24 protein-coding genes are annotated in these 25,295 nt (G+C 45.0%); 20 read left to right on the forward strand and 4 right to left on the reverse strand.

All coding sequences use genetic code 11. The features are described 5' to 3' along the window. Positions 1 to 662: 662 nt before the first annotated feature. From LG381_RS15450 to LG381_RS15530, 17 genes are all read left to right on the forward strand, one after another. Positions 663 to 2,525: a metallophosphoesterase gene (locus LG381_RS15450; protein ID WP_225762606.1), complete on the forward strand. Its 1,863-nt coding sequence runs from the start codon at positions 663 to 665 to the stop codon at positions 2,523 to 2,525. Between the two features lie 115 nt (positions 2,526 to 2,640). Further along, the gene (locus tag LG381_RS15455) at positions 2,641 to 3,423 is read left to right on the forward strand and encodes an A24 family peptidase (protein WP_225762607.1); all 783 of its coding nucleotides are present in this window, start codon (positions 2,641 to 2,643) and stop codon (positions 3,421 to 3,423) included. Between the two features lie 57 nt (positions 3,424 to 3,480). Further along, positions 3,481 to 3,885 (forward strand): type II secretion system pilot lipoprotein GspS-beta, encoded by a 405-nt coding sequence (gspS2, locus tag LG381_RS15460; RefSeq protein WP_225762608.1) that lies wholly within the window; start codon positions 3,481 to 3,483, stop codon positions 3,883 to 3,885. Positions 3,886 to 4,038: 153 nt separating this feature from the next. Then, positions 4,039 to 4,875, forward strand: a complete 837-nt coding sequence (gene gspC / locus LG381_RS15465) for a type II secretion system protein GspC (RefSeq protein ID WP_225762990.1) — start codon at positions 4,039 to 4,041, stop codon at positions 4,873 to 4,875. Between the two features lie 35 nt (positions 4,876 to 4,910). Then, positions 4,911 to 6,968: a type II secretion system secretin GspD gene (gene gspD / locus LG381_RS15470; protein WP_024165166.1), complete on the forward strand. Its 2,058-nt coding sequence runs from the start codon at positions 4,911 to 4,913 to the stop codon at positions 6,966 to 6,968. 2 nt (positions 6,969 to 6,970) lie between these two features. Beyond that, positions 6,971 to 8,464 carry a type II secretion system ATPase GspE gene (gene gspE, locus LG381_RS15475; RefSeq protein ID WP_225762609.1) on the forward strand — a complete coding sequence of 498 codons (1,494 nt, stop codon included), beginning with the start codon at positions 6,971 to 6,973 and terminating at the stop codon, positions 8,462 to 8,464. Beyond that, positions 8,464 to 9,699 carry a type II secretion system inner membrane protein GspF gene (gspF, locus tag LG381_RS15480; RefSeq protein WP_225762610.1) on the forward strand — a complete coding sequence of 412 codons (1,236 nt, stop codon included), beginning with the start codon at positions 8,464 to 8,466 and terminating at the stop codon, positions 9,697 to 9,699. Before gspE ends, gspF begins: the two co-directional genes overlap by 1 nt. A gap of 16 nt (positions 9,700 to 9,715) precedes the next feature. Continuing rightward, positions 9,716 to 10,174: a type II secretion system major pseudopilin GspG gene (gene gspG / locus LG381_RS15485; RefSeq protein ID WP_000286808.1), complete on the forward strand. Its 459-nt coding sequence runs from the start codon at positions 9,716 to 9,718 to the stop codon at positions 10,172 to 10,174. Then, a complete protein-coding gene (gene gspH, locus LG381_RS15490; RefSeq protein ID WP_000946124.1) occupies positions 10,175 to 10,729 on the forward strand; it encodes a type II secretion system minor pseudopilin GspH in 555 nt (184 codons plus the stop codon). 5 nt (positions 10,730 to 10,734) lie between these two features. Next, positions 10,735 to 11,109: a type II secretion system minor pseudopilin GspI gene (gene gspI, locus LG381_RS15495; RefSeq protein WP_225762611.1), complete on the forward strand. Its 375-nt coding sequence runs from the start codon at positions 10,735 to 10,737 to the stop codon at positions 11,107 to 11,109. Further along, the gene (gspJ, locus tag LG381_RS15500) at positions 11,106 to 11,711 is read left to right on the forward strand and encodes a type II secretion system minor pseudopilin GspJ (protein ID WP_000706931.1); all 606 of its coding nucleotides are present in this window, start codon (positions 11,106 to 11,108) and stop codon (positions 11,709 to 11,711) included. The genes gspI and gspJ overlap by 4 nt, the downstream gene beginning before the upstream one ends. Before the next feature lie 7 nt (positions 11,712 to 11,718). Beyond that, positions 11,719 to 12,684 carry a type II secretion system minor pseudopilin GspK gene (gene gspK / locus LG381_RS15505; RefSeq protein WP_225762991.1) on the forward strand — a complete coding sequence of 322 codons (966 nt, stop codon included), beginning with the start codon at positions 11,719 to 11,721 and terminating at the stop codon, positions 12,682 to 12,684. Further along, a complete protein-coding gene (gspL, locus tag LG381_RS15510) occupies positions 12,681 to 13,859 on the forward strand; it encodes a type II secretion system protein GspL (protein ID WP_225762612.1) in 1,179 nt (392 codons plus the stop codon). Before gspK ends, gspL begins: the two co-directional genes overlap by 4 nt. A gap of 1 nt (position 13,860) precedes the next feature. Next, positions 13,861 to 14,409 carry a type II secretion system protein GspM gene (gene gspM / locus LG381_RS15515; RefSeq protein ID WP_225762613.1) on the forward strand — a complete coding sequence of 183 codons (549 nt, stop codon included), beginning with the start codon at positions 13,861 to 13,863 and terminating at the stop codon, positions 14,407 to 14,409. 529 nt (positions 14,410 to 14,938) lie between these two features. After that, positions 14,939 to 16,285 (forward strand): ISNCY family transposase, encoded by a 1,347-nt coding sequence (locus LG381_RS15520; protein ID WP_225762614.1) that lies wholly within the window; start codon positions 14,939 to 14,941, stop codon positions 16,283 to 16,285. Between the two features lie 176 nt (positions 16,286 to 16,461). Then, complete coding sequence (locus tag LG381_RS15525) at positions 16,462 to 16,926, forward strand: helix-turn-helix domain-containing protein (protein ID WP_010346496.1); 465 nt, start codon at positions 16,462 to 16,464, stop codon at positions 16,924 to 16,926. Between the two features lie 222 nt (positions 16,927 to 17,148). Then, entirely contained in the window at positions 17,149 to 17,286 is a 138-nt protein-coding gene (locus LG381_RS15530; RefSeq protein WP_157941586.1) for a hypothetical protein, read from the forward strand. A gap of 216 nt (positions 17,287 to 17,502) precedes the next feature. On the opposite strand, the gene LG381_RS15535 is transcribed toward LG381_RS15530, so the two are convergent. Both LG381_RS15535 and LG381_RS15540 read right to left on the reverse strand, forming a co-directional pair. Beyond that, complete coding sequence (locus LG381_RS15535) at positions 17,503 to 18,696, reverse strand: MFS transporter (protein WP_000494214.1); 1,194 nt, start codon at positions 18,694 to 18,696, stop codon at positions 17,503 to 17,505. A gap of 177 nt (positions 18,697 to 18,873) precedes the next feature. Further along, positions 18,874 to 20,010 carry an alpha/beta hydrolase gene (locus LG381_RS15540; RefSeq protein ID WP_225762615.1) on the reverse strand — a complete coding sequence of 379 codons (1,137 nt, stop codon included), beginning with the start codon at positions 20,008 to 20,010 and terminating at the stop codon, positions 18,874 to 18,876. A gap of 173 nt (positions 20,011 to 20,183) precedes the next feature. Here LG381_RS15540 and LG381_RS15545 point away from each other — a divergent pair, with 173 nt between their 5' ends. Together LG381_RS15545 and LG381_RS15550 are read left to right on the forward strand one after the other, a co-directional pair. Next, positions 20,184 to 21,068, forward strand: coding sequence for a LysR family transcriptional regulator (locus LG381_RS15545; protein ID WP_001119030.1), 885 nt, complete (start codon positions 20,184 to 20,186; stop codon positions 21,066 to 21,068). A 463-nt stretch (positions 21,069 to 21,531) separates the two neighbouring features. Continuing rightward, positions 21,532 to 21,972: a GNAT family N-acetyltransferase gene (locus tag LG381_RS15550; protein WP_000243017.1), complete on the forward strand. Its 441-nt coding sequence runs from the start codon at positions 21,532 to 21,534 to the stop codon at positions 21,970 to 21,972. Between the two features lie 145 nt (positions 21,973 to 22,117). On the opposite strand, the gene LG381_RS15555 is transcribed toward LG381_RS15550, so the two are convergent. Beyond that, the gene (locus tag LG381_RS15555) at positions 22,118 to 23,071 is read right to left on the reverse strand and encodes a hypothetical protein (protein WP_000197007.1); all 954 of its coding nucleotides are present in this window, start codon (positions 23,069 to 23,071) and stop codon (positions 22,118 to 22,120) included. A 380-nt stretch (positions 23,072 to 23,451) separates the two neighbouring features. Between LG381_RS15555 and tam the strand changes: the two genes are divergently transcribed. Next, positions 23,452 to 24,210: a trans-aconitate 2-methyltransferase gene (gene tam / locus LG381_RS15560; RefSeq protein WP_225762616.1), complete on the forward strand. Its 759-nt coding sequence runs from the start codon at positions 23,452 to 23,454 to the stop codon at positions 24,208 to 24,210. 3 nt (positions 24,211 to 24,213) lie between these two features. On the opposite strand, the gene LG381_RS15565 is transcribed toward tam, so the two are convergent. Then, a complete protein-coding gene (locus LG381_RS15565; RefSeq protein WP_010346493.1) occupies positions 24,214 to 25,128 on the reverse strand; it encodes a bestrophin family protein in 915 nt (304 codons plus the stop codon). Between the last annotated feature and the right edge of the window lie 167 nt (positions 25,129 to 25,295).

The following is a 25,295-nucleotide window of genomic DNA, read 5'->3' on the forward strand; positions in this document are numbered from 1 at the left end:
TGGCGACAATGGCTTTGAGTATATCAAAAACAGAAATGCCCGAGGCAAAACGATTGATAGTGCCTGTCGGGGAATGGGGAGGGAGCATGTACATTAAAGCTATGAGGTCAAATCGTAGCCTGTGTTTGTCTCCTGGCAGGCCTCAGTCAAGCGGACCGAGCTTGTGCATCGCTGGCAATCAGCTGCCCGTTCAAGATAAAGTTTTGGAAAATGCCACTATGTAGTTCTGGTCAACAATTAGTTGAGCAGAATCACGTTTGAATTCAGGGCTAAATTTTTTCTTTTCATTAGTGCACCAGTGTTGTTCTGAGGTGAGACCATCACCTCTGTTCAGATAGCCAATTTTAGTAAATCATCACATATTAATACTATGCGATAAATAAATAACAGACAAATACAATTCTCAATTCGACTTTGATACTCTCGTGTAAATTATAATTTACTTTGTTTCATATCTGTTATGGCCGTATGCAGATCACGGTATGGACGGTAGTATGCTTATTTGCTATATCAAAGCGATCAGGCCAAGAACAAAAAATGCAAGGTTAATTGTTAACCGCTAATACAATAAAGCAGATAATGTCAAATGGTGATATTGTAGATATAAATCTTTAAACGTTAGTAATCCCTTATCTCATTAAAATAGTTATTAAAGTGCAAAGATGATGATTAGACATTCTTTTATCGTGTTTCTTGCGATTTTTCCAAAAATTTTGATGGCGCACCCATTTAAACATGAAGGTTTGGTGATGAGTGTATTTGATAGCCAGTTTTCTAATGGTTCTGCTATCATTTTTTCTACCCCTCATAATGGAGATAATCAGAACTTCATATACTCAAATGGAAGTATAAAAGTTGCCACTCAGACAAATTATTGTCTCAGTATTAATAGAGATAATAACGATAGCAAAGCTATTCTCTTGGAATGTAATGGTGAGGATAACCAAAAGTTTACGATAAGTCAAAATACCATCAGACCTTATGATAAGCCAGATGAATGCCTGACGGTGGCACAAGATAAAACTGTAACGTCTGAAGTTTGTGAGTCTTCATCTAATCAAACGTTTTATATTCCGAAGGTTTGTCTCTATAAAGATGTAAATTACAGAAATATTAGCGAGTGTTCAGATAATGACATACCCAATGTCAAAGAAAATGACACTTTATCTTCTATAAGCGTAGTCAATTCCACAGGGACTCTTTTCGAACATTTTAACTTTGAGGGGGATAAAATAAGTTTTCATGGCAACATTGGGTCATTATCAAATTTAAATGACAAGGTGTCTAGTTTAAAAATATCCCCTTTACGTTCATTTTTAATAACATCTGATCCACAATTAGTATGTCAGGGCAATTGCAATAATATTTCTGCTGAGACCTCTAAAGGTAATATCAAAAAACAATATGAGATATTTAATAGACATCATTCTGATGTCGACGCGGTGTTGATTAATGGTGATCTTACTGAATATGGTCATGAAAGTGAATGGAACGACTTTGAGAACATTATCAAAACGTTGGAAATTCCTTATTATTTTGGATTAGGCAACCACGACATGTATAATAATTATAATGATTGTCATGAAAACAATTGTTTTATACGGAGTATAACAAAACTATTTCACCATATTAATGGTGAAGAAAATATAGCGAGCTTTGACGCACACTACTATTACGGGTATTTATTTCCTGATATTGTTGAGTCAATTAAAGGTTCTTTGTCATATTCTATTGATTTTGGGGATATTCTTGTTATTCAGCTCAATGATTTTGAATCGCGAAAAAATCCATTATCTTTAAACCAATACTCATCTGGTGGTTGGGGTAATGGGGCAATGCGTTATATAATTGAGAGATATCAGGATCCGGGGTACTCATGGCTTGAAAGTCAATTATATTCAGCTTACAAGAAAAAACAGATTGTGATCTTTAACCAGCATCGTGATGATGCAGATGCCGGCAATCTACAAAACCTCCTTTATAAATATAAGGTAAAACTACGATTTTCTGGTCATTATCACAATTCAGTTGGCGAGACTCGCAACGGTTTTATCCTTTCTGGTTCAAGCGCATTAGGTACCTACCTCAAAGCGGAAATCGACACAGTTAAACAAACTGCAAAAATATATAAGGGAGTAGATAATACAAATGAACCTGAACTAATAAGCACTGTTAATCTTGAGGATTCTCAAAGTATTACACCGCCGCAGGCACCTGCGCCATCCCCCATTTATGTACGTGTAAAGACATCCGGCGGATATGAGGCTTTTGTTTCTTTAATTTACAATACACAGGATGGTAAACAGGAGACGATCAATTCCGATAAACTACTTGCAGGTAATTCCTGGGAGTACTTTGTGCCTGCAGGCTCTACAATCGAATCTCTGGAAGTTAAAAATAATACAGGATTAGTCTGGGAGCCGCAGCGAAGAATATTCAAAGTAAACAATATAAGGAAAGATACTTGTTTTGCCACATGGGGGACTACATTGAATGCGGCATGGCAACAAGTTAGCTGTCGTTGAATAACTTCATCATTCAATGTTTTCTCTTGTCATCACAATTTATAATTATGGTTGTGGGGTCTATAAATATAGACCCCAGTCTTTAATGGCTTATAATTTAACATAAGGACTTTTTTTGGCACTTTACTTTATTTTATTCTTTATTGGACTTATCACAGGTAGTTTTCTGAATGTCGTAATTTGGCGTTATCCAATCATGTGCAAACAGCAACTGGCAGAATTTCAGGGAGATATTGATAGCTCACAACCCAAAATTAGCCTTGTCCGACCTCGCTCACACTGCTCATATTGTCGTCAGACTCTGCGGGTTTACGATATTATTCCTTTATTCTCATGGTTGATACTAAAGGGATATTGCCGTAACTGCCATGAGAAAATTGGTTTGCGCTATCCGTTGACCGAATTATTAACCGCTTTCTCCTTTTTACTTGCGTGGTTTGTCTGGCCAGCCAATATCTGGAGTGTAGCGGTAATGATTTTATCTGCTTTGCTGATCGCTGCGAGTTTCATCGACATTGAGCATCAATGGTTACCCGACGTATTTACTCAGGGCATATTGTGGACAGGCCTGATTGTCGCATGGACACAGCAAAGTCCGTTGTCATTACATGAAGCAGTTACTGGCGTGCTTGCGGGATTCGCCTCCTTTTATTCCCTAAGATGGGGGGCCGGAATCGTTCTACGGAAAGAGTCGCTGGGTATGGGGGATGTATTATTGTTTGCCGGGTTAGGTGGTTGGGTAGGGGCATCATCATTGCCCTATGTGGCACTGATTGCTTCACTCAGTGGCTTAGTGTATGCCGTCATTATGAGAAACCAATCAGGCCTGTTGCCCTTTGGACCCTGTCTCAGTTTAGGCGGTTTAGCGACTCTCTATGTCCAGAGAATGTGTCAGTGACAACGTTCATCTCTTGACGGCAGTCTCGTTTCATAATGAATCAGTGAGTCTGAAAACATGTCAGTAAAAGAAGTATTACATAAAAGATTAACATACTTACTTTTTAGTGTCGTTTGCATTTTGTTAACAGGATGTTCAGGTCATAATCAAAATGCCAGTTCATTGGCTAAAGAATTGGCGCGGAATATTAGTCAGAGTCTGCCAGTTCAATCCGCTGGTTATACATTAGCGTTTGCCCGTAGTAGTGGGTCGACAGTAACAATGACCGTTATCAGCGAAGCAGGGACACAACCTATTTTAACGCCTGAAAAGTTTTTGTGGAATTTTCAACAACAAATGTGTGCTGATCCTTCAGTGGTAAATATGTTTTCCAGGGGTATTCTTTATGAGATTATGATCAATGATATATCCTCAGGTTCTTCCTATCAGAGTAAGTTGAATCGTACAACCTGCAGAATATGATAATTATCATATCAAAGAGTTTGAGCCTGCACGAATGAAATATTGTAATATTATACGCAACTTTATTGAATATATTAATAAAATAATCAAAGCGCAGACTATGTATAACATTCCCATATGAACAGAATTTTTTTTCTGAATATTGTTCGCTATATGCTTTGGATACTTCTTTTTAGCCTTTATTTAAAGATGTCGCTATCACTTTGGCGTTATATCACTTTACCTACAGAATACACGAAGGTTTCCAATTCGGTTACCGAAAAAAAAAGGATGGATTCGGTAATGGTTAACACCGAATCTTTAAAGCTTATCCAACAGCAAAATTGGTTTGGTAAATATCAACCGACAACAGCATTCGTACATCAACCTCAATCTGCTTCTGTAACAAAAAACTCTCTCAATGTGAAGTTACGCGGTATCGCTTTGGGTGCCAGACCTGGTGCTGTTATTGAAGATGGGGATAAACAGCAGGTTCTTTTACTGAGTGAGTCGCTGACAAACAATAAAGCTGTTATTACAGGTATCTATCCAGATCATGTGATGATAAGCCATCAGGGAAAAATTGAGTGTCTACGTCTGGTCGATGAGAGTTACTCCACCGATCAAAGTAAAACTGAAAACGACGACGTCCATAAAGTACAAACTCTGCCTGTTACAGAGTCAACTTTTCCCCGTAAGACTAATGTGCTCCCAATGACCGTGCGTGAAATGTTGGCAAAAGATCCGCAGGAAGTTTTTAACTTTATTCAGTTTACTCCCGTGCGTAAAGCGGGCGTTGTTGGTTATACAGTTAAGCCGGGCGTTGACCGTGCTCTTTTTGATGCCAGCGGTTTCAAAGAGGGAGATATAGCGGTTGCTTTAAATCAGCAGGATTTAAAAACACCAGATGCCTTAAATAAACTGAGACAGCAAGTCTATTCCATGACATCCATGCAAATTACGATTTTAAGAAATGGGGCGTATGAAGATATTTCGATTAGCCTACACTAATAATATTTTTATTTAATCCCGGAGATTTATTCATCGTGTTCTTATGTGATATTACATCACTTGCCTGGCGTAAAAAAAAGAAAGTTGTTTGCAATTCAAGAATACATCTGCTGATGCTGGTAATGATATTGTTCAGTTCAGTGGTCTGTGCAAATGAAACAACCTTCACTGCTAATTTCAAAGATACGGATCTCAAATCGTTCGTTGAAACCGTTGGAGCCAATCTTAATAAAACCATCGTGATGGGACCTGGTGTTGAAGGGCGAGTGAGTATACGAACCATGACTCCACTGAATGAACACCAGTACTACCAACTCTTTCTTAACCTGCTTGAAGCTCAAGGATATGCCGTCGTTCCTATGGAAAACAATGTGCTGAAAGTCGTCAAATCCGTTGTCGCAAAAGGTGAACCACTGCCACTCATTGATGAAGGCGGTAGAGATTACAGCGGTGATGAAATGGTTACCAGAGTAGTACCTGTACATAATGTTTCTGTTCGTGAATTAGCCCCTGTTTTGCAACAAATGCTTGATAGTGCAGGTTCTGGCAACATCGTCAATTACGAACCATCTAATGTCATTATGCTGACCGGACGTGCATCGGTTGTGAAACGTTTGACTGCGGTGATTCAAAGAGTAGATCACGCGGGAAATCGAACCGAAGAGGTTATCCCCCTTACAAATGCATCAGCGTCTGAAATTGCCAGAGTGCTTGAAAGTCTGTACAGAAATAGTGGAGAGCACCAGTCTGCAGCATCTAAAACGCAGATTGTCGCTGATGAACGCACTAACAGCGTAGTGATTAGTGGCGATGTTGGCGCACGTGACAAAATGCGCAGACTGATACGCCGACTGGATTCAGAAATGGAGCGCAGCGGCAATAGTCAGGTGTTCTATCTCAAATATAGCAAAGCGGAAGATTTAGTTGATGTCCTGAAACAAGTCAGCGGCACGTTGACTGCCGCTAAAGAAGAAGCCGAAGGGACAACTACCAGTGAACGCGAGATTGTCTCTATTGCAGCCAGTAAACACAGCAATGCACTGATCGTCACTGCGCCGCAAGATATTATGCAGTCTTTACAGAAGGTTATTGAACAACTTGATGTTCGTCGTGCTCAGGTACATGTTGAGGCGTTAATTGTTGAAGTTGCTGAGGGAAGCAATATCAATTTTGGCGTCCAGTGGGCGTCGAAGGATGCGGGATTAATGCAATTTGCCAATGGGACACAAATTCCTATTGGTACGTTAGGGGCAGCAATTGCCCAAGCGAAGCCCCAGAAAGGATCAACCGTCATTAGTGAAAATGGTGCGACAACCATTAATCCTGATGTTGAAGGAGATCTTTCCACACTTTCCCAATTGCTTTCTGGTTTTAGCGGCACTGCGGTTGGCGTGGTAAAGGGTGACTGGATGGCACTCATGCAGGCAATAAAAAATGATTCCAGCACAAATGTACTCTCCACGCCAAGCATTACTACCCTGGATAACCAGGAAGCCTTCTTCATGGTGGGACAGGATGTTCCTGTATTAACAGGGTCCACTGTGGGGTCAGATAACAGCAATCCTTTCAATACAGTAGAAAGGAAAAAAGTGGGGATCATGCTGAAGGTGACACCACAGATCAACGAAGGTAATGCAGTCCAGATGCTCATTGAGCAGGAAGTTTCGAAAGTGGAAGGACAGACCAGTCTGGATGTTGTGTTTGGTGAGCGTAAACTAAAAACCACCGTTCTCGCCAATGATGGTGAATTAATAGTTCTTGGTGGATTAATTGACGAACAAGCGGGGGAGAGCGTGGCAAAAATTCCTCTTCTGGGCGATATCCCATTGATTGGTCATCTGTTTAAGTCCACCGCAGATAAAAAAGAAAAACGCAATCTGATGGTGTTTATTCGCCCGACAATTCTACGTGACGGTATGGCAGCAGACGGTGTTTCACAGCGTAAATATAATTATATGCGCGCTGAACAGATCTATCGGGATGAGGAAGGAATAAGTCTGATGCCGGAAACCACTCAGCCGATACTCCCTGCCCAGAATATGTCATTACCAGCAGAAGTACGCGCGTTTCAAAATGCCGGGAGGTCGGGTTAAAAGTGGCAGTGCCAGAGGAAACGGCCGCAGGTACCGTCCGATTACCCTATAGTTTTAGTCGTCGGTTTAACCTGATAGCCTGGCGTGAATCATCGCTGGAGATCTTGCATGTCTATCCACTGTCAGTTTCCGTCTTGCAGGAACTACAGCGTCGATTGAGCGTCCCATTCACACTAAGGACAATTGGTGAGGCAGAATTTGAACAGCGTCTTAATGCATTATGGCAGCGGGACTCTTCTGAGGCTCGCCAACTTATGGAAGATATCAGTTCTGCCGGGAATTTCTTTACCCTCGCAGAGGAACTACCTGAAACCGAAGATCTTCTGGAAAGTAACGACGATGCCCCCATCATCAAATTAATCAACGCAATGTTGGCAGAGGCAATTAAAGTGGGAGCCTCCGATATACATATTGAGACGTTTGAAAAGAGTCTGGTAATCCGTTTTCGTGTTGATGGAACGCTACATGAAATGTTGCGTCCCGGACGAAAATTGGCCTCATTGCTGGTATCGCGTATTAAAGTGATGGCTCGCCTGGATATTGCCGAAAAACGTATTCCACAGGATGGGCGAATCGCGTTGCTACTGGGCGGTCGGGCGATTGATGTACGTGTCTCCACAATGCCATCAGCCTGGGGAGAACGGGCGGTGCTTCGTCTGCTGGATAAAAGCCAGGCCTGCCTCTCTCTTGAGTATCTCGGACTGAACCACACTCTAACCGCGCAACTGCGGCAACTTTTACACCGCCCCCATGGCATATTTCTGGTCACTGGGCCAACAGGTTCCGGCAAAAGCACTACGCTCTATGCAGGTTTACAGGAGTTGAACAACCACACGCGCAACATCCTTACAGTTGAAGATCCTGTTGAGTATATGATTGAAGGAATAGGCCAGACGCAAGTTAATAACCGCGTTGGGATGACCTTCGCCCGTGGCCTGCGGGCGATTTTACGCCAGGACCCTGATGTCGTGATGGTTGGCGAAATTCGAGACACCGAAACGGCGGAAATTGCTGTTCAGGCTTCTCTAACAGGGCACCTGGTCCTTTCCACCCTACATACCAACACTGCCATTGGAGCCATAACCCGTCTGCAAGATATGGGGATTGAACCATTTTTACTTTCATCCAGTTTGATAGGAATGATGGCGCAACGTCTGGTTCGCACCCTATGTCCAGATTGCCGTCAGGCTGTTCAGGCTAACGATGAAGAAAAACGTCTTATGGGGCTTACCGAGGCACGTGATGTCATCCTGTACCACCCGGTGGGGTGTTCTGCATGTAATCACAAAGGATACAGAGGGCGAACAGCTATTCATGAATTAATTCTTGTTGACGCAACGCTACGTAATTTGATTCATCGTAAGGCCGGTGAAAGGGAGATGGAGCGTTATATTCGGCAGTACTCCGCCGGGATCCGGACAAATGGTATCGAAAAAGTCCTTTCTGGTGAAACGACGCTCAGGGAAGTTCTACGCGTTACTCAGGAGGAGCAGTAATGGCACTATTCTACTATCAGGCACTACAGCATAATGGTCACAAAGCGAAAGGTCTGATTGAAGCGGACTCTGCACGTCACGCACGCCAGTTGTTACGAGGAAAAGGTCTGATTCCTGTACGTGTTGAAGTACGATTGCATGATTTTACTGGCAAGAACTTACGTGGGATGTTACAGCACCAGTGGCATTCACGCCGACGTGTTGCATCTGCCGAACTTGCCCTTTTCACACGCCAGCTTGCAACATTAGTTCAGTCCGCAATGCCGCTGGAAACCTGCTTACAGGCGGTCAGTGAGCAAAGTGAAAAACTGCACGTGAAAAGCCTGGGAATGGCATTGCGCAGCCGGATTCAGGAAGGTTATACCCTGTCGGACAGCCTGCGCGAACATCCCCGCGTCTTTGATTCTCTGTTTTGTTCGATGGTGGCTGCCGGAGAAAAATCCGGGCATCTCGACGTGGTGCTCAATCGACTGGCGGATTACACGGAACAGCGCCAGCGCCTGAAATCCCGCTTACAACAGGCAATGCTCTACCCGATAGTACTGCTGGTTGTCGCTATTAGTGTGGTTTCTATTTTGCTGACGGCAGTGGTCCCCAAAATTATTGAGCAGTTTGATTATCTGGGGCACGATTTACCTGCTTCTACCCGAATGCTTATCTCTCTGAGCAATGCGTTACTGTCAGGTGGCCTTTACTGGCTGGCCGGATTTCTGCTTCTGTCTTTTTTCATCCAGCGGTTATTAAAAAAAGCCAACTTTCGCCTGTGCTGGGATAAGACACTTTTACGCCTGCCGGTGGCAGGGCGGGTTGCAAAGGGGCTTTACACTGCTCGTTTCTCTCGTACGTTGAGTATTCTCACGGCCAGTAATGTCCCACTGCTGGAAGGGGTACAAACTGCAGCTGCTGTGTCGGTTAATTGCTATGTCGAACAACAATTGCTGAAAGCCGCAAGCCGCATACGTGAAGGCAGCAGTCTACGTGCCGCGCTTGCGGAACAAGGTCTGTTCCCACCAATGATGCTATATATGATTGCATCAGGAGAACAAAGCGGCCAACTGGAAAAAATGCTTGATCAGGCTGCAATAAACCAGGAACGAGAATTTGACTCCCTGGTGGGGATAGCGTTAGGGCTGTTTGAACCGGCCCTGGTGATGTTGATGGCCGGTGTAGTGCTATTTATCGTTGTCGCAGTCCTTGAGCCTATGCTGCAGCTTAACAATATGATTGGAATATAATTTACGGAGCTATCAAATGTATTCATTTCCTCGCCATCATAAACACCGGGCTGGATTTACCTTGTTAGAGGTGATGGTAGTCATTGTTATTCTGGGTATTTTGGCCAGTCTGGTCGTGCCAAACTTGCTGGGAAATAAAGAGAAAGCCGATCGACAAAAAGCGGTGAGTGATATCGTGTCGCTGGAAAATGCATTGGATATGTACCGACTGGACAATGGACGATACCCGACGACAGAACAAGGTCTGGAAGCATTACTTCAGAAACCAGTAAATACGTCCAGTAGTAGCGATTACTCGTCCAGAGGGTACATCAAACGCCTGCCGAAAGATCCCTGGGGCAATGATTATCAATATCTGAGCCCTGGGGAAAGAGGTGTCTTTGATCTTTACACGTTAGGCGCGGATGGCCAGGAAAATGGCGAAGGAGCTGCGACTGACATTGGCAACTGGAACTTGCGGGAATTTCAGCGATAAATGCTCAGACGCGGATTCACCATTGTAGAAATCATGCTGGTGCTTTTCCTTATCGGACTTGTTAGTGCAGGCGTGGTGCAGACCTTTGTTTTCCCCTCCATATCTCCAGCAAAAAAAGCGGCACAGAATTTTATGACCCTCTTTTCACATCTTAAAGACAGGGCTCTGATCGAGGGACGAATGATGGGGGTATTAATCACGCCTTCAGGCTATCAGTTTATGCAATATCACTCAGGTCAATGGGAGCCTGTGACTGCAACGCGTTTAGCTGCTCAGTCCTCTGTGCCGAAACAGGTGCATATGATATTGCTGCCAGTGAGCAGTATCTGGCAGAAGGAAGATATTCTGGAACTAGAACACCATCGTCTGACTCTGAATGATATTGAGCTGGAGTTAAAAAAAGAGGAAAAAAGGAAAACGCCACAAATTCGTTACACACCATTTGAACCGGCTATGCCATTCGCGCTTCAGTTTAATTCCCCAGAAAAGCATACGTGCTGGGCGGTCAACATGACGTCTGATGGTGAGTTATCTCTTGATAATTGTGATGAGTAGGGACGATGAAGCGCGGATTTACACTGCTGGAGGTAATGATTGCCCTGTCTATTTTTGCTCTTGCTTCCATACCGATCTTACAAATCACCTGTAGCGTGTTGAATTATCAGAATAAAATTGAAGAAAAAACGGTGGCGGGTTGGGTAGTTGAGAACCATATGACCTTGCTTTATTTAATGGATCCTGCACAACGCGCGACGGATCAGCATGGTGAGGAAGAAATGGCCGGGATTCTCTGGTACTGGCGAACCGTGCCCTTAAAAGCAGACAACACCTTGATAAAAGCAGTGGATATTGACGTTAGTCGCCAGAAAGACTTTTCCAGTGTAGTTAATTCTGGACGCGCATGGTTTAGCGCAGATGAAGGAGCACTACCTTGAAGATTGTTCGCTCTGGTTTTACGTTAGCTGAAGTGCTGATTGCTATTGCTATTTTTGCCTCACTGGTCTTAATGGCGCAGCAGGTAGCTAACGGCCTCTCAAATGTCAACGTCGTTGTCACCGAACATGATCATAAACTAAAAGCACTTCAACAAACGATGAGTTTTATGAGTCATGATTTGACACAAATTGTGCCACGCCAGATGAGAAGGGAAAACGGTCAGTGGGAATCGTCATTTCTGGCTGGCGAAGGTGTACTGGCCTCAGAAAGCTGGGGAATACGCTTTGTCCGCAGTGGGATAATCAATCCGGGAATGCAGCTACCACGTAGTAATTTACTCACTGTCGGGTATCGTATCCGCAGCGGTTATCTCGAACGCTTATCCTGGCCATTGATGGACATGGACGATAATGTAAACCCTGTCGTACAAAAATTGATTAAGGCCGATACATTCAGCCTGTTTTTTTATGATGGCTCAGTCTGGCAGACGAGTTGGCAGTCATCACAGGAGTTACCCTTTGCTATGCGAATAATACTGCATACGCAAAAATGGGGCATGATAGAACGCGTTTGGTTACTTCATGGGCCACAAATTAAATAACGATATAATGATACGAACACCGCCAAAACGAGGTATTGCACTTGTCGTAGTGCTGGTGTTACTGGCAACAATGATGCTGATGGTTACCAGCCTCTCGACCATGATGTGGCAGCAACAGGAAAGAGCACATATTCAGCAAGATTATCAGCAGGCAATGAGTTACAGCGCCAGTGTTGAAAGCCTGGCGCTGAGTATATTAAGTCGGAGTCTGAAAAAAGAAACGCGTGTACATTTGGGGCAGGAATGGGCCTCAGGTCCTCGTCTTTTTCATTTACCGCAGGGGAAAGTGGTCATTACCCTGCAAGATGCTCAGGCCTGCTTTAATCTGAATATTTTCTCCAGGTCGGCAACAACTTCACACTTCCTTGCTGTTCAACAACTCATCGCTCTGCTTTTACGTCTGGAAGTTCCAATCAACCGAGCTGAAAAGATTGCTGAAAACCTGCGGGAGTTTATTGGTACAGATACTCGGCAGGGACGAGAGGACAGAGAATACGGGGCTCAAACAGAGCCTTTCTATACGGCAAATCAGCCACTGGCGGACATCAGTGAGATGCGAATTGTTAAGGGAATGGATGCAGATATTTATCGCAAAATGAAACCGCTGGTCTGTGTACTGCCGATGAACATGCAGCAGATCAATATCAATACATTAGATATCTCACAAAGCACCCTTTTGGAAGCATTATTCGATCCGTGGTTAACATCCGTTCAAGCCAGCGTATTACTACAACAACGTCCCGCAGAAGGATGGAAAGATGTCGATCAGTTTCTTTCTAATCCGATACTAACTCGTGTCGATGAGTATACAAAAAGAAAAGTAAAAGACGTACTGGTCGTACAGAGTAATTACTTTTGGTTGCGCTCAGATATTACTGTGAATGAGACAGAACTGACAATGAATTCTTTGATTGCCCGCCAGGGACCTCAATATTTCTCGGTTCAGCGACATCATACAGGGGACAGTGAGTGAGAGCTATTCTGAAGTTTTTTTTTCCCTTTTCTGCCTCCGGGGTAATACGCTGGCAACGCCATGCACAAGAAGTGGAACAAGGTATTTGGCCCACAACTCCAGACGAATTGCTTATACAGTGGTGCCAAACAGATATAATTCAACTCTATATTCCCGGTGAATGGCTCAGCGTCTGGCAAGTTGAAATACCAGACGTCCCTCACAACCAGGTGCAGAATATTATCCCGGCATTACTGGAAGAAAATCTGAGTGAAGATATTGATGAATTGCACTTTGCAATTTTGAGGACTGTAAAACAACAGGCAATAGTTGCAGTAATACATCAGCAACATATGAAATATATTGTTGACTGGTTGCAATGTTATGATATTAACTATGCAACTGCCGTTCCGGACTGGATGTCCATTCCTTGTGGGAATATGATTTTCCATGCTGACCGAGTGATCGCTAGAATCGATATATGCCAGGGATGGAGTGGTGCCCCAGATCTGATAGCTGACATATTACGCGCGCAGATTAGTGCTCAAAACCATCCACTCCAGCTAACAGTGATCGGGAAATCGGCTCAAGAGGTAGCAGCCAGGATTGGTACTGATAGTGAAAAACTGAAAATTACCAGCGAACTCTCTCTCTGTGAGCCCGGTCAACCTGAAGGGAATTTGCTGACCGGGCCATGGCAACCCCGGGTCAGTTATCAAAAACAGTGGATACGTTGGCGGGCAGTAGTTTTACCTGTATTCCTGATTCTGGTTAGTTTATTAGCAGATCGTGTGGTGACGTTATGGAGCATTAATGAGCAGGTAATACAAAGCCGTATACGTGTTGAGAAACAATTTTTATCGGTTTTTCCGGAGCAAAAGCGAATCGTTAATTTGCGCTCACAGATTATAACAGCGATCAATAATTCTCGGTCTCGAGCAACTGATAAGACGTTTCTCGAACATCTGTCGATTATTGCTAATGCTCTTAAATCTGCCTCGCTCTCAAAGTTAGAAATCCGTAGTTTCACTTATGATCAAAAACATCAGACACTGCATTTCAGGTTAAGTGCTCCAGACTTCTCCAGCTTCGACAAACTGCGAGATGCGCTTGCTGTAGATTTTTTTGTGCAACAGGACGCGTTAATAAATGAGGACAATTATGTGTCAGGAGCAGTAACGTTACGGAGAAAATAACGTGTTACGTCATGAATTCATTCAATTTTTTAATCACTACCGTGATCGGTGGTCAAATGCAGTAGAAAATTGGGTTACTCAATACTATGTTGGTCGTTCGCTAAGAGAAAAAGGACTGTTGATCGGTGCGTTGTTAATCATGTTTTGCGCAGGATATTATTCGCTATTATGGCAGCCATTGAATATACGTATAGAGCAACAAGAGAGGGAATTGCAACAATTAAACACTCTGCTCAAAAACCTTCAAACAGCAACGCCTGATATTATCAGCGCCAGACAAAAACGAGCACCCTTTGACAATTTGTCAATTTCGCAGATTTCACAGATTATCAACACTACTTCTTCGATTCATTCTATTGTCATCAGACAAATAAAACAAAATGGGGTTAATATTCAGGTAGCGATTGAGCCCGTCATTTTTGATGATTTGCTGAAATGGCTTAGTTTGCTGAGTAAAAAATACTCACTAGAAGTTATACAAATTGATGTTATCTCTATTGAACAAAAGGGGATGATTAAAGTTGAGAATCTTGTATTAGCTCCATATTGATTGGAGCCTGCTTAAAATAGAGTAGGTAATATGGTAACCAGCAGGCGGACAACCATTGATTTTCCTATGTAGGCTATGATCTTAAAATCAGTACAGTGTTAAATGTCTTTCTGAAGACTTCGGATTAATTCGGCCGGAGTCATGTCATTTAATGATGAAGTTTCAAAGCATCACAAACGCAGGAGCGAACGTCGTTCCTTCAACTCCCGTAATAACTGAAGGGTAAGGGAGATTGAAATGTGCATACTGAAGACCTCCAGATATGCTATTTCAAAACAGAAATGCCAGAGGCAAAACGATTGATAGTGCCTGTCGGGTAATGGGGAGGGAGCATGTACATCAGAGCTATGAGGTCGGTACGGTGGTCAGGGGCATTCTGATATCTTTTATTTAACATAATATACATTATGCGCACTGACGTTGTAACTGCAATATTCTAATGTCACTTTTAACCCATTTAGTGATGTCACTTTTTATGGCATAAAGGATCAAGCCTTTGTGTCATGGAGACATCAGGATGCTAGTGACCATGTCAGATAAAGAACTGAACAGGATTAATGTCATTCAGTCAGTTGTCGAAAAGCGCATGCGCCGTCGTGACGCTGCACATCTACTTGCTCTGACCGAACGTCAGACGCAGCGTCTGATGAATCGCTTTCGTGAATCTGGTGCTGCAGGTTTGGCAAACCTTCGACGAGGACGCCCCGGCAATCACAGACTTCCTGAGTCACTGAAGCTGCGTGTACTTTCTTTACTTCACGATAACTACAGCGACTTTGGACCAACGCTTGCCGCAGAAAAATTGCGCGAACGCCATAACATCACGGTGTCTGTTGAAACGCTCAGAAAATGGATGACGGCTGATGGACTCTGGGTTCCATACTCGCGTCGCAGGCCACGTGTTCATCAACCCAGATACCGGCGTGACTGCCTCGGAGAACTTGTTCAGATCGATGGTTCCCCGCATGATTGGTTTGAAGGACGTGCGCCGAAATGCTGCCTGCTCGTCTTTGTTGATGACGCTACAGGCCGCCTGATGCACCTGCGCTTTGGTGAGACTGAATCAGCCTTTGATTACATGATGGCCACTCGTGAGTATCTTGAGCAACACGGCAAACCCCTGGCGTTTTACAGTGATAAGCACGGTATTTTCAGGGTCAATAATGGTGGTTCCACCACGACCGGTGTTACACAATTTGGCCGCGTACTTTCTGAACTGGGGATCGGGCTGATTTGTGCCAACAGTCCACAGGCTAAAGGTCGCGTGGAGCGAGCAAATCAGACACTTCAGGACAGGCTTATCAAGGAAATGCGCCTCGAAGGCATCAGCAGCATCGAGGAAGCCAATACCTGGCTGGATACCTTCATTGCTGACTTTAATCGTCGTTTTGCCAGGCCAGCAAAATACCCTAAAGACCTGCACCGGCCGGTGCTAGAAAACGCTGAAGATCTGGATGACATTTTCGCCTGGCAGGAATCACGTAAGCTGTCGAAAACGCTGACGTTCCGTTACGACAAGATGATATATCTTGTTGAACCTACAGAAGAAAATACCAGAGTTGCGGGCGAAAAGATCACAGTTTACGATTACCCGGACGGCACTCTGGCATTTAAATACGGCTTCCGTTCACTCAAATATCAGGTGTTCGACAAACTGGAATGTGTCGACCAGGGACAAATCGTTGATAACAAACGTCTTGGTGCTGTTCTGAAGTTGGCGCAAAGCAAAATGGATGAACTCGAACGCGATGGTAAGCGTGATCGGAGCAAAAAGATGCCTAAACGACGCGCACAGGCCCGGGTTCAGGAGCAACTCAGGGTCATTAACCCGGTACTGGCTAATCCTGAAGAGTTCCGGGCCAGTTTGAAACGCTAGCCCCCTGCTCTGTTTGGACTTTTTATCTGTGCCTTCATGTCACTTCAGGTGACATTTAAAACTGGTTAAATCAGGTGACTTTTTAATCTGCAATAACAAAGGTTGTCAGCACAAAGCGTTATTGTCGTCTCACCACAATTCAGCTTTCATTTTGCTCAGCACAGGACCGCAATCTTATGTTGGTGACTATGACAGACAGAGAACTTTACCGACTTGGCATCATTCAGCGAGTATTTGACCGGGCTTTGCTTCAGCTCTTCATGGATGACGCCACCGGTCGTCTGATGCACCTGCGATTCTGTGATTCAGAAAATGCGTTCGACTACATGATGGCCACCCAGCAATACATTGATAATAAACGTTACCGTGAGCTGGGACCTGCCGGTCTGGTCAGCCAGCGCAGGGGAAAGCCCGGCAACCATCAGTTAAACACTGCCATCAGAGACCAGACCCTGCAGTTTATTCGCACACGTGGTCGGGGGATGAATCCGTCTGCAATCTGGCGAATTCTGACCACAGAATACGGTGTCCGGATTTCAAAAGAGACCGTGCGGAAAATGATGATTACAACCGGCGCTTTGCGAAATCGCCTCGGCATGACTTTGATGTTCACCGGCCACTTGAAACTGATGATGATCTAGCCGCATCTTTCACATGGCGGGAACTGCGACGTGTTTCAAAATCTTTAACGGTGCAGTACTTTATCTGATTGAAGATAATGAGATGAGTTAAGCCGCAGGGCTATCGGGAAATATATCGAGGTCTGGCATTGCCCGGAAGGTCGTAAAGAACTCTGCCTTAACGGTGAAGCTCTTCCCTACTCCACCTATGATCGGCTCTAGGAAATCGACCAGGGGGCTATCGTGGACAACAAACGACTCGGACGTACCCTTGAATTTATCAAACTGTTTCAGGATAAACGCGATAATAACCGTTCACAGGCACTCCCTGCCGGTGATGGCCCAGAAAACCAGGCGAAAAGAAATCGCAACGTTCACTGAATGGTGACGATATGCTTGATGCGTTGAAGACGTTACAGTCCCGTTCTGAAGAAATTTTCGGTACAAGGAAATGACGAAGCTCTGAAGGCAGACATAATCCCACCCTTCACAGAACTGAATTGCCAGAGACATTAATGTCCGCTTTGAGCGAGGAGCGGTCATTAGCCCCTCAGCCGTATGCCTTAAAGAGCGTACGCCAGAAATAAAAGGATTGCGCTACTGCGCATTCCTACTTTGACGGGATGTGACCCATGTCATCGCCACCGCTCCCAGAAGTAACAAACCACTTAAACCAAAAGCACTTCTCCATCCCAGACTGTCGAATACCAGACCTCCAGCCGTTGAACCAAGTGCAATAGATAGCTGAATCACCGCAACCATGAGGCCTCCCCCCGTCTCTGCATCTTCGGGTAACGCACGTGCTATCCATGTCCACCACCCCGTTGGCGCAGCCGTTGCAAGTAGCCCCCACAGGCTGAGTAAAACGGCAACAGCCCAGATGTGGTGTCCGACCAGCAGTAACGCACCGGTAATCGCTGCCATAAGCAACGGGATCATGATTAATGTTTTATAAAATATGGTGTTCAGGAATGTTGAGACGAGCATTGTGCCGACAAAACCTGCTACACCTATTGCGAGCAAAATCAGAGAAAGATCAGAAGCTCCCACTCTGGTGACGCTTTCCAGAAAGGGGCGCACGTAGGTAAATAAAGCAAACTGTCCCATAAAGAAGAGCCCACAGGCCAGCAGTCCCGTTGGTACGATGGCGACACTGAACAGACGAAGCACAGACCCCTGTGGTTTATGTGTTTTATCGCTTTCCATCGAAGGCAGGCTGATCCATTGCCAGATGAACGCAGCTATCGCAAGGGGGACCAGACATAAAAAGGTGCCACGCCAACCGATGGTTGTCCCCAGATAGCTACCAAGCGGCGCAGCCACAACGGTGGCCAGCGCGTTGCCGCCGTTAAAAATTGCCAGTGCGCGGGGGACCTGGTGCTGCGGCACGAGCCGAATGGCGGTTGCAGCCGACATTGACCAGAATCCTCCGATGACGACGCCAATCAGAGCCCTCCCCAGCATATAAACCGGATAGTTAGGCGCTATGGTGATAACTATTCCCGATATGGCCATTAAGACCGTCAGCCCCAGCAGAAGATATTTTCGATTCAGGTCTCCGACAATACGGGAGATAGTCAGACTGGTAAGCACCGCCAGCGCGCCAGACACAGCAATTCCTTGCCCTGCCAGCCCTTCGGTAACGTGTAAATCATGGGCAATGAGCGTAAGCAGGCTGACTGGCATAAACTCAGAAGCGATCAGCACAAACACGCAAAGCGTCATGGCAAATACGCCGCTCCAGTATGCATGCGTTTTTTCGTATGATTGTTTTAGACTTATAGTGAACATTATTAGCATCCGTTAATATCGAACCAGCCAGATTCAGGCGCAGTCGGGTCAGAAGTTATTCAGGGAATAACGACATAATAGTTGGGTGAGAATAGAGGGCGATGTGGCATATTCTGCATCACACCAGGCAGTTAAAAGCCACCCGTTTACGACAGGTGGCCTGGTAAACCTTTCGGGTTATCTTAAGTTTGCCTTGAAAAATTGCTCAAATTTGGCAAATGGGATCTTACCCGCAACGTTGTCATACAGATCAACATGGTTTGCCCCGGGAACAATCACTAACTCTTTCTCTTTGCTGCCGATCGCGTTAAAGGCATCTTCAGCAAAATAGCGTGAATGGGCTTTTTCGCCGGTCACGATGAGTGTAGGGATAGTAACTTCATTAGCGTAACTCAGCAGCGGCATATTCATAAATGACAGCGGCATGGTTGCATTCCAGGCACCGGTTGAGTTGACCGAACGCGCATGGAAACCACGCGGCATGCGGTAATAATCAAAGAACTCTTTCAATACCGGATTAGGATTCGTGGGCAGAGTTTCCGGTAAAATACGATCGGAAGCGGTGATGTTGCCCTTCTCATCAACGTAAATGTCATGCCCGCCTGGCGCGAAAGCGCCATTTTCCGCATCCTTCCAGCGCTGCATGTTCAGATACTGCAATACGGCACGACGATCGGCAGTGGTATAGCGGTCTTTGCCATCGCCCACGCCATGACCCATTGCACGGCTCATGTCATACATCACGCTGCTCGCCACCGCCTTGACACGCGTGTCCATCGCCGCGTCGTTTAAAGCCATGCCGCCCCATCCGCAGATACCGAGCAACCCGATACGGTTGCGATCCACCTCTTTTTGCAGGCCTAAGAAATCAACCGCCGCGCTGAAATCCTCGGTGTTGATATCCGGAGATGCGACGTTTCGCGGGTAGCCGCCGCTTTCACCCGTGTATGAAGGGTCGAAAGCCAGAGTGACAAATCCCTGTTCAGCCAGCGTCTGCGCATACAGGCCGCTGGATTGCTCTTTCACCGCCCCGAAGGGGCCACTAACAGCAATAGCGGCCAGCTTGCGATCTCCACGATCCTTCGGTATGTAGAGATCCCCGACTAAGGTGATCCCGTACCGGTTCGGAAAGGTCACCTTACGGTGATCAACTTTCGTGCTCTCAGCAAAAGTTTTATCCCATTTCTCAACCAGCGAAACGGGCGCGTTCGGATTGGTTGTATCAGCGTAACTCATATTTGTGACTCCACTTAATGATGCGCATAACAGCATGGCGGGTATCGCAGCTGTCAATTTTTGGGTGAAAGCAGTCATCAAAATCCCCTTCATAAAATGTGCCAGATACTGGTTTCATACGGCCAACGCTGCCGTGCTTTGTTGCAACGCGCATATTATAGTTAGCACTAATAGTGCTGATTAGAGGGTAAATAATGCTAAGATTAATACCATATTGTTCTGAATTGTGATGCAGCAGCAGAGGAAGAATGATGGCGAAAAGGGAAAACTATAACGATCTCTATCTGTTTATGCAGGTCGTGCGAGAAGGGAGTTTTACCGCCGCCGCACAGAGGCTTGGTCTGGCGCAGTCAGGAATTAGCCGTGCAGTGCGCGAGCTGGAAGAACGACTGGGCGTGCAGCTTCTGGTACGCACCACGCGCAAGCTATCGCTCACCCATGCTGGCGAGTTGCTCTATAAAAACGTCGAATCTGGATTTGACGCCTTAGATATGGGGCTTGCCACGCTGGCCCATTATCGCCATACACCATCGGGTACGGTCCGTATTAATGCCAGCCAGCACGCCATTGACAAAGTACTGCTGCCGAAGCTGGCGGTGTTTAAACAACGCTACCCGGATATTCGGCTGGAGCTCATCAGTGAAAGCCGGTTTGTCGATATTATTACTGAACGCTTCGATGCCGGTATACGTCTGGGCTCGGAAGTGGATAGCGGTATGGTCGCGGTGCGTATTTCGCCCGATATGGAGATGGCCGTTGTCGGCACACCCGAGCACTTTCGTCGCTACGGATTTCCGCAAACCCCCACCGATTTAGTGGGTCATCCCTGCATCGCTTACCAGTTCGGCGACGGCAGCCTGTATGCCTGGGAACTCAATCAGGACGGTAAAAAGATCACCCATCAGCCTCAGGGACAATGGGCCTTTGCTGACAGTTATATGGAAGCCAAAGCCGCGAGGCTAGGTCTGGGACTGGCTTATGTTCCGGAGGAATTGGTGTCTGATGATATAGAACAGGGGGCGCTGATCAGAGTTTTGCAATGCTACAGCCAACGCCTGGAAGGTTCATATATCTATTATCCGCACAGAAATGTGTCACCCGCTCTACGAGCGGTTATCGATACATTGAGAATTTAAGGGATGAAGATGAGATGATTCGCAGGCCTGGGTAATAGTTGGAAAACAACGTCCGTTCCTGGCACACAGCGGACATTTCAGCTTTACCCTGCCCCGGACATCTGAACTTAGCTTTGACATAGATTGTAGAGGCTAAATTGAGATGTCCATTTCTGGCAAATATAGCCATGCCCGCGCTACAGTCTCACCACTGCTTTCAAAGGATGAGACTCATAACTGCATTCGGAACTGAGTTTTTCTCAATGACCGATGTTAATCAACTCAGGCTCTTACAGGACGTGTTTGGTTCCACGCAGGCTTCGCGCCCCCAAAATTCAGTAGCCAAGGATCGACGTGCTTGTACTGGTGAGCTCATTCAGCAACATTGTGCGTCCATCAGTTGAATTCACAGCGAAAAGCAACCCTGGCAACTTTAGAGAGACTGGGATATTTTTACTTAACTCTTCTGACAAAGGTTATGGCAATGGTCTTAATCAGGACTCCTGAATTAAAAGATATACCATCTCTACAAAAGCTCTTTCTGCAATTGGGTTATCAGACAGATGTAGAACGCTTAGAAAATCATATTAACCAGAAGCATACCAGTCTTAGTATTTTGGTTGCTGAAGCAGAAAAGGAACTCTGCGGGGTTATTGTGATGAATTTTATCACCCCTGTACATGAAAACGGTTTGTGGGCATTAATTTCAGCTCTGGTCATAGATGAATCGTCGCGAGGAACAGGTATCGGAAAGAAGCTTCTCATTGCCTCTGAGCAAATCGCACTGGATAAGGGATGTTCTCAAATTGAGCTTTCAAGCAGTGAACGTAGAATCAGAGCACACAAGTTTTATGAAAGCCACGGTTATCAGGAAGTGAGGAAGCGTTTTGTTAAGCTTCTCGCAGACATGCCCATTGTTAAATAACTCTCCAGCGAGGTTTGCATGTCGGATTCGAGTACGAGCGCAAGCTGATTATTATAACCACTTCGTAAGTTGTGCCACCTGGTGTATATCATCTGACTTGATGTACACCAGGTATTCTACAGTAGTAAATCCAGTGTTTTCAGGGTCAAGCCCCCTTCCCCATGATTGTATTTCTTTTCAATTTAATTGCATTCCTCAGTTCGAGGTTGAATTTAGCCTCGTCAATAAGTTTGTCCTTAAGTTCCTGTGCAATTCGCTTTAATTCCGTAAACGCAAGCGGCTTTTGCCCATGTAAGAATTGAACACCAGAACGTTCATAATACTTATCAATATGTTTTAACCTGTATTTTGCTAACTTTCTTATTTCACCTATAGAGCCCTGTTGTCCATTGTCTATTAGTCGGTTGATTGTATACTCAACAAACTCTTTTTTATCTTTTCCGAAATAACTCAAGACCAACGGAAGTAAAAAGCTTTGCATACAGATATCATATGAGAAAACCATAGAAAAATCGGCACCTAAAAGATCACAAGCTCCATCGAAATCATTATATAAAAAGATATAACGGTAAAAATCTTTAAACCTGCTAATTATACTTGCGTCAGTAACTTTGTTTGCGCCAATATAGCAGCCATAAGGGCTTCCTTTTGCAAACTCTATATTTTCTGTTGATTTGAAACTGTCACATCCCGCGACAATGGCCAGTAGGTTATTCATTGTATGTTTGTTTATCATTAAAAATAAATCATTCATCTCCCCCCAGGAGATATACTTTTTAATTCCAGGGAAAAACATCCCTTCCTCAGGTGAACCATGACACTCAAAATGCACTATAGGAATTAACCCTTTTTTTATGACTCCTTTTTCCAGCTCTTTAAAGAAAGAATTCAGCATGGGGATATTATGTATCTTAACAAAAACAATAGGAATTGGCACTTTCAGACTTGATATGGATTTAAATAGTTTCGAGGCGGTATTACTTTTAAGCGTTATATCATCTGGTTTATTATTGATTTTGATGTCACTCGGGGAATCAAGATCCTCATCACCTAAAACATCAATGATGTATAAAATGTTGAATGCAAATTTTCTCGTCATGTTTTATATCTCTATATCCGATAGAGTTAGTGTCCAAAATGCCATGATTGCACAAAAAACTCCTTCAAATCTGGCTCCTGCCCTAAGGATATCAAAAAAAATCCTCTGTGGAATTATTTACTTCATGGATATTTGGCTGGCAGATATTAAAATTAGATATTGGATATTCTGTATGTTAATAGATTCATATAAAATCAACAAAAAGCTTAATATATGGATTTTATTTGTTTTAAAGTGGTTGTAATTAAAATTTACGCCAGGCTACATTTGAGTTAATCACGTAGGCCACGTACAAAGCGTGTGTTCAATGGATTGATGACGTGAGGCGAATCCATCAGTTTTATCTACACTTGGGATAATGCGCTGACGGGAGTAAAAAAATGGCTGACTGGAATCCCTCTTTATATCTGCACTTCAACGCCGAACGGTCACGACCGGCAGTAGAACTGCTTGCCAGAGTCCCTCTGGAAAACGCCTGGGAAATAGCCGATCTTGGCTGTGGCCCAGGCAATAGCACCGCCCTGCTACATCAACGCTGGCCAACGGCTAAAATTACCGGCATTGATTCGTCTCCGGCGATGATTGCCGAAGCGCGCGCAATTTTACCAGAATGTCAGTTTGTGGAAGCAGACATCCGCAATTGGCAACCTAACCATGCACTCGATCTGATTTTCGCCAATGCCTCGCTGCAATGGCTGCCCGAACACTATGAACTGTTTCCGCATCTGGTATCGTTACTCAATCCGCATGGCGTGCTGGCGGTGCAAATGCCGGACAACTGGCTGGAGCCGACGCATGTGTTAATGCGCGAAGTCGCCTGGGAGCAGCATTATCCGGATCGTGGACGCGAACCGCTGGCAGGCGTTCATGCTTACTACGATATTCTGAGCGAAGCCGGATGTGAGGTTGATATCTGGCGCACCACCTACTATCACCAGATGCCGTCGCACCAGGCGATTATTGACTGGGTGACAGCCACCGGATTACGCCCATGGTTGCGGGATCTGACGGAGAGTGAGCAGCAGCATTTTCTTACGCGCTACCATCAGATGCTGGAAGAACAGTATCCACTGCAGGAGAACGGGCAGATACTGTTGGCATTTCCGCGTCTGTTTATTGTTGCCCGGCGCACGGAGTAATTATTACGTCAGCTGGTAATGGCGATCGGGAAGAATCTTCGGCGGAATTTCTGTTTCGTCGTTCATCTGTAACAGGTCAATTTCAATAGCGTTGCAGATGGCATCCAACGGTAAATCATTGTTTTCAGTACCGAACGGATCTTCCAGCTCTTCCGCCAGACAATCCAGCGAAATAAAGGTGTAGGAAATTAGCACTGAGATAAAAGGCGTCATGTAATGCAGGTCCACGACCAGCGCGAACGGCAGCATGATACAAAACAGATAAACGGTACGATGCAAAATCAGGGTGTAGGCAAAGGGAATTGGTGTATATGCAATGCGCTCGCAACCTGCCAGAACTGCTGAAATATCGTTAAGCCGATCGTTGAGGCTAATAAACAGGATATCTGAAAGCTGTCCATTGCGTCGCTGAACCGCCAACCACTCCCCCATTATCAACAAAATACGGTTAGCTGGAGTGTTTGAAGCCAGTACACGCTGAAGATCTTCAGTCTTGAGATAATGTGCCAGCACTTCCGCCTGTGGCTGTTTGCGTAATGTTATGCGTAAACAGTGGGCGAAGGCGATTTGCAGCCGGGCAAACTCCCTTACACTTGCCGAATCCGGCAATGTCGTTTTTACCTCGCGCAGTAACGACCGTGAGGCAATCATCAACTGCCCCCAAAGTTTGCGCGCTTCAACGTAACGGGCGTACCCAGCATTATTACGAAAACCAAGAAAAATGGCGATGGCGACACCGAGAATGCTGAACGGTGCGAGGGTGAATTTGATGCCCAAATGCGTGTACCAGGGCAGCATGAAAATAACAGCGATAGAAAAGAGAAAGTTTAGTAGCAAACGCGATGATATTTTGGATAATACTGAACCGTGCCAGACAAAAATACGGCGCAGCCAGTGTTGTTGTGGGCGAACAATCATGATTATCTTCAGGCGTGGAAAAGTCGCACTATTAAACGTGATTCCGATCACATTCTCAAGACACTACTTACAAATTACCTACAAGCTTACAACATTAACAGGTTCTGCATGTGGCACCTGTTAATGATAAAGGCACATAGGATGTTGTAACTAATATAGTCAAATAA

The sequence above is a fragment of the Escherichia sp. Marseille-Q3837 genome (assembly GCF_916618735.1).
Lineage (GTDB): Bacteria > Pseudomonadota > Gammaproteobacteria > Enterobacterales > Enterobacteriaceae > Escherichia > Escherichia ruysiae.

Excerpts from the sequence above, each read along its gene's own strand:
- LG381_RS15450 (WP_225762606.1), top strand. The coding sequence starts at position 663 with ATGATGATTAGACATTCTTTTATCGTGTTTCTTGCGATTTTTCCAAAA.
- gspS2 (WP_225762608.1), top strand. The coding sequence starts at position 3,481 with ATGTCAGTAAAAGAAGTATTACATAAAAGATTAACATACTTACTTTTT.
- gspC (WP_225762990.1), top strand. The coding sequence starts at position 4,039 with ATGCTTTGGATACTTCTTTTTAGCCTTTATTTAAAGATGTCGCTATCA.
- gspF (WP_225762610.1), top strand. The coding sequence starts at position 8,464 with ATGGCACTATTCTACTATCAGGCACTACAGCATAATGGTCACAAAGCG.
- gspG (WP_000286808.1), top strand. The coding sequence starts at position 9,716 with ATGTATTCATTTCCTCGCCATCATAAACACCGGGCTGGATTTACCTTG.
- gspH (WP_000946124.1), top strand. The coding sequence starts at position 10,175 with ATGCTCAGACGCGGATTCACCATTGTAGAAATCATGCTGGTGCTTTTC.
- gspI (WP_225762611.1), top strand. The coding sequence starts at position 10,735 with ATGAAGCGCGGATTTACACTGCTGGAGGTAATGATTGCCCTGTCTATT.
- gspK (WP_225762991.1), top strand. The coding sequence starts at position 11,719 with ATGATACGAACACCGCCAAAACGAGGTATTGCACTTGTCGTAGTGCTG.
- LG381_RS15520 (WP_225762614.1), top strand. The coding sequence starts at position 14,939 with ATGTCAGATAAAGAACTGAACAGGATTAATGTCATTCAGTCAGTTGTC.
- LG381_RS15525 (WP_010346496.1), top strand. The coding sequence starts at position 16,462 with ATGTTGGTGACTATGACAGACAGAGAACTTTACCGACTTGGCATCATT.
- LG381_RS15535 (WP_000494214.1), bottom strand. The coding sequence starts at position 18,696 with ATGTTCACTATAAGTCTAAAACAATCATACGAAAAAACGCATGCATAC.
- LG381_RS15540 (WP_225762615.1), bottom strand. The coding sequence starts at position 20,010 with ATGACTGCTTTCACCCAAAAATTGACAGCTGCGATACCCGCCATGCTG.
- LG381_RS15545 (WP_001119030.1), top strand. The coding sequence starts at position 20,184 with ATGGCGAAAAGGGAAAACTATAACGATCTCTATCTGTTTATGCAGGTC.
- LG381_RS15550 (WP_000243017.1), top strand. The coding sequence starts at position 21,532 with ATGGTCTTAATCAGGACTCCTGAATTAAAAGATATACCATCTCTACAA.
- LG381_RS15555 (WP_000197007.1), bottom strand. The coding sequence starts at position 23,071 with ATGACGAGAAAATTTGCATTCAACATTTTATACATCATTGATGTTTTA.
- tam (WP_225762616.1), top strand. The coding sequence starts at position 23,452 with ATGGCTGACTGGAATCCCTCTTTATATCTGCACTTCAACGCCGAACGG.
- LG381_RS15565 (WP_010346493.1), bottom strand. The coding sequence starts at position 25,128 with ATGATTGTTCGCCCACAACAACACTGGCTGCGCCGTATTTTTGTCTGG.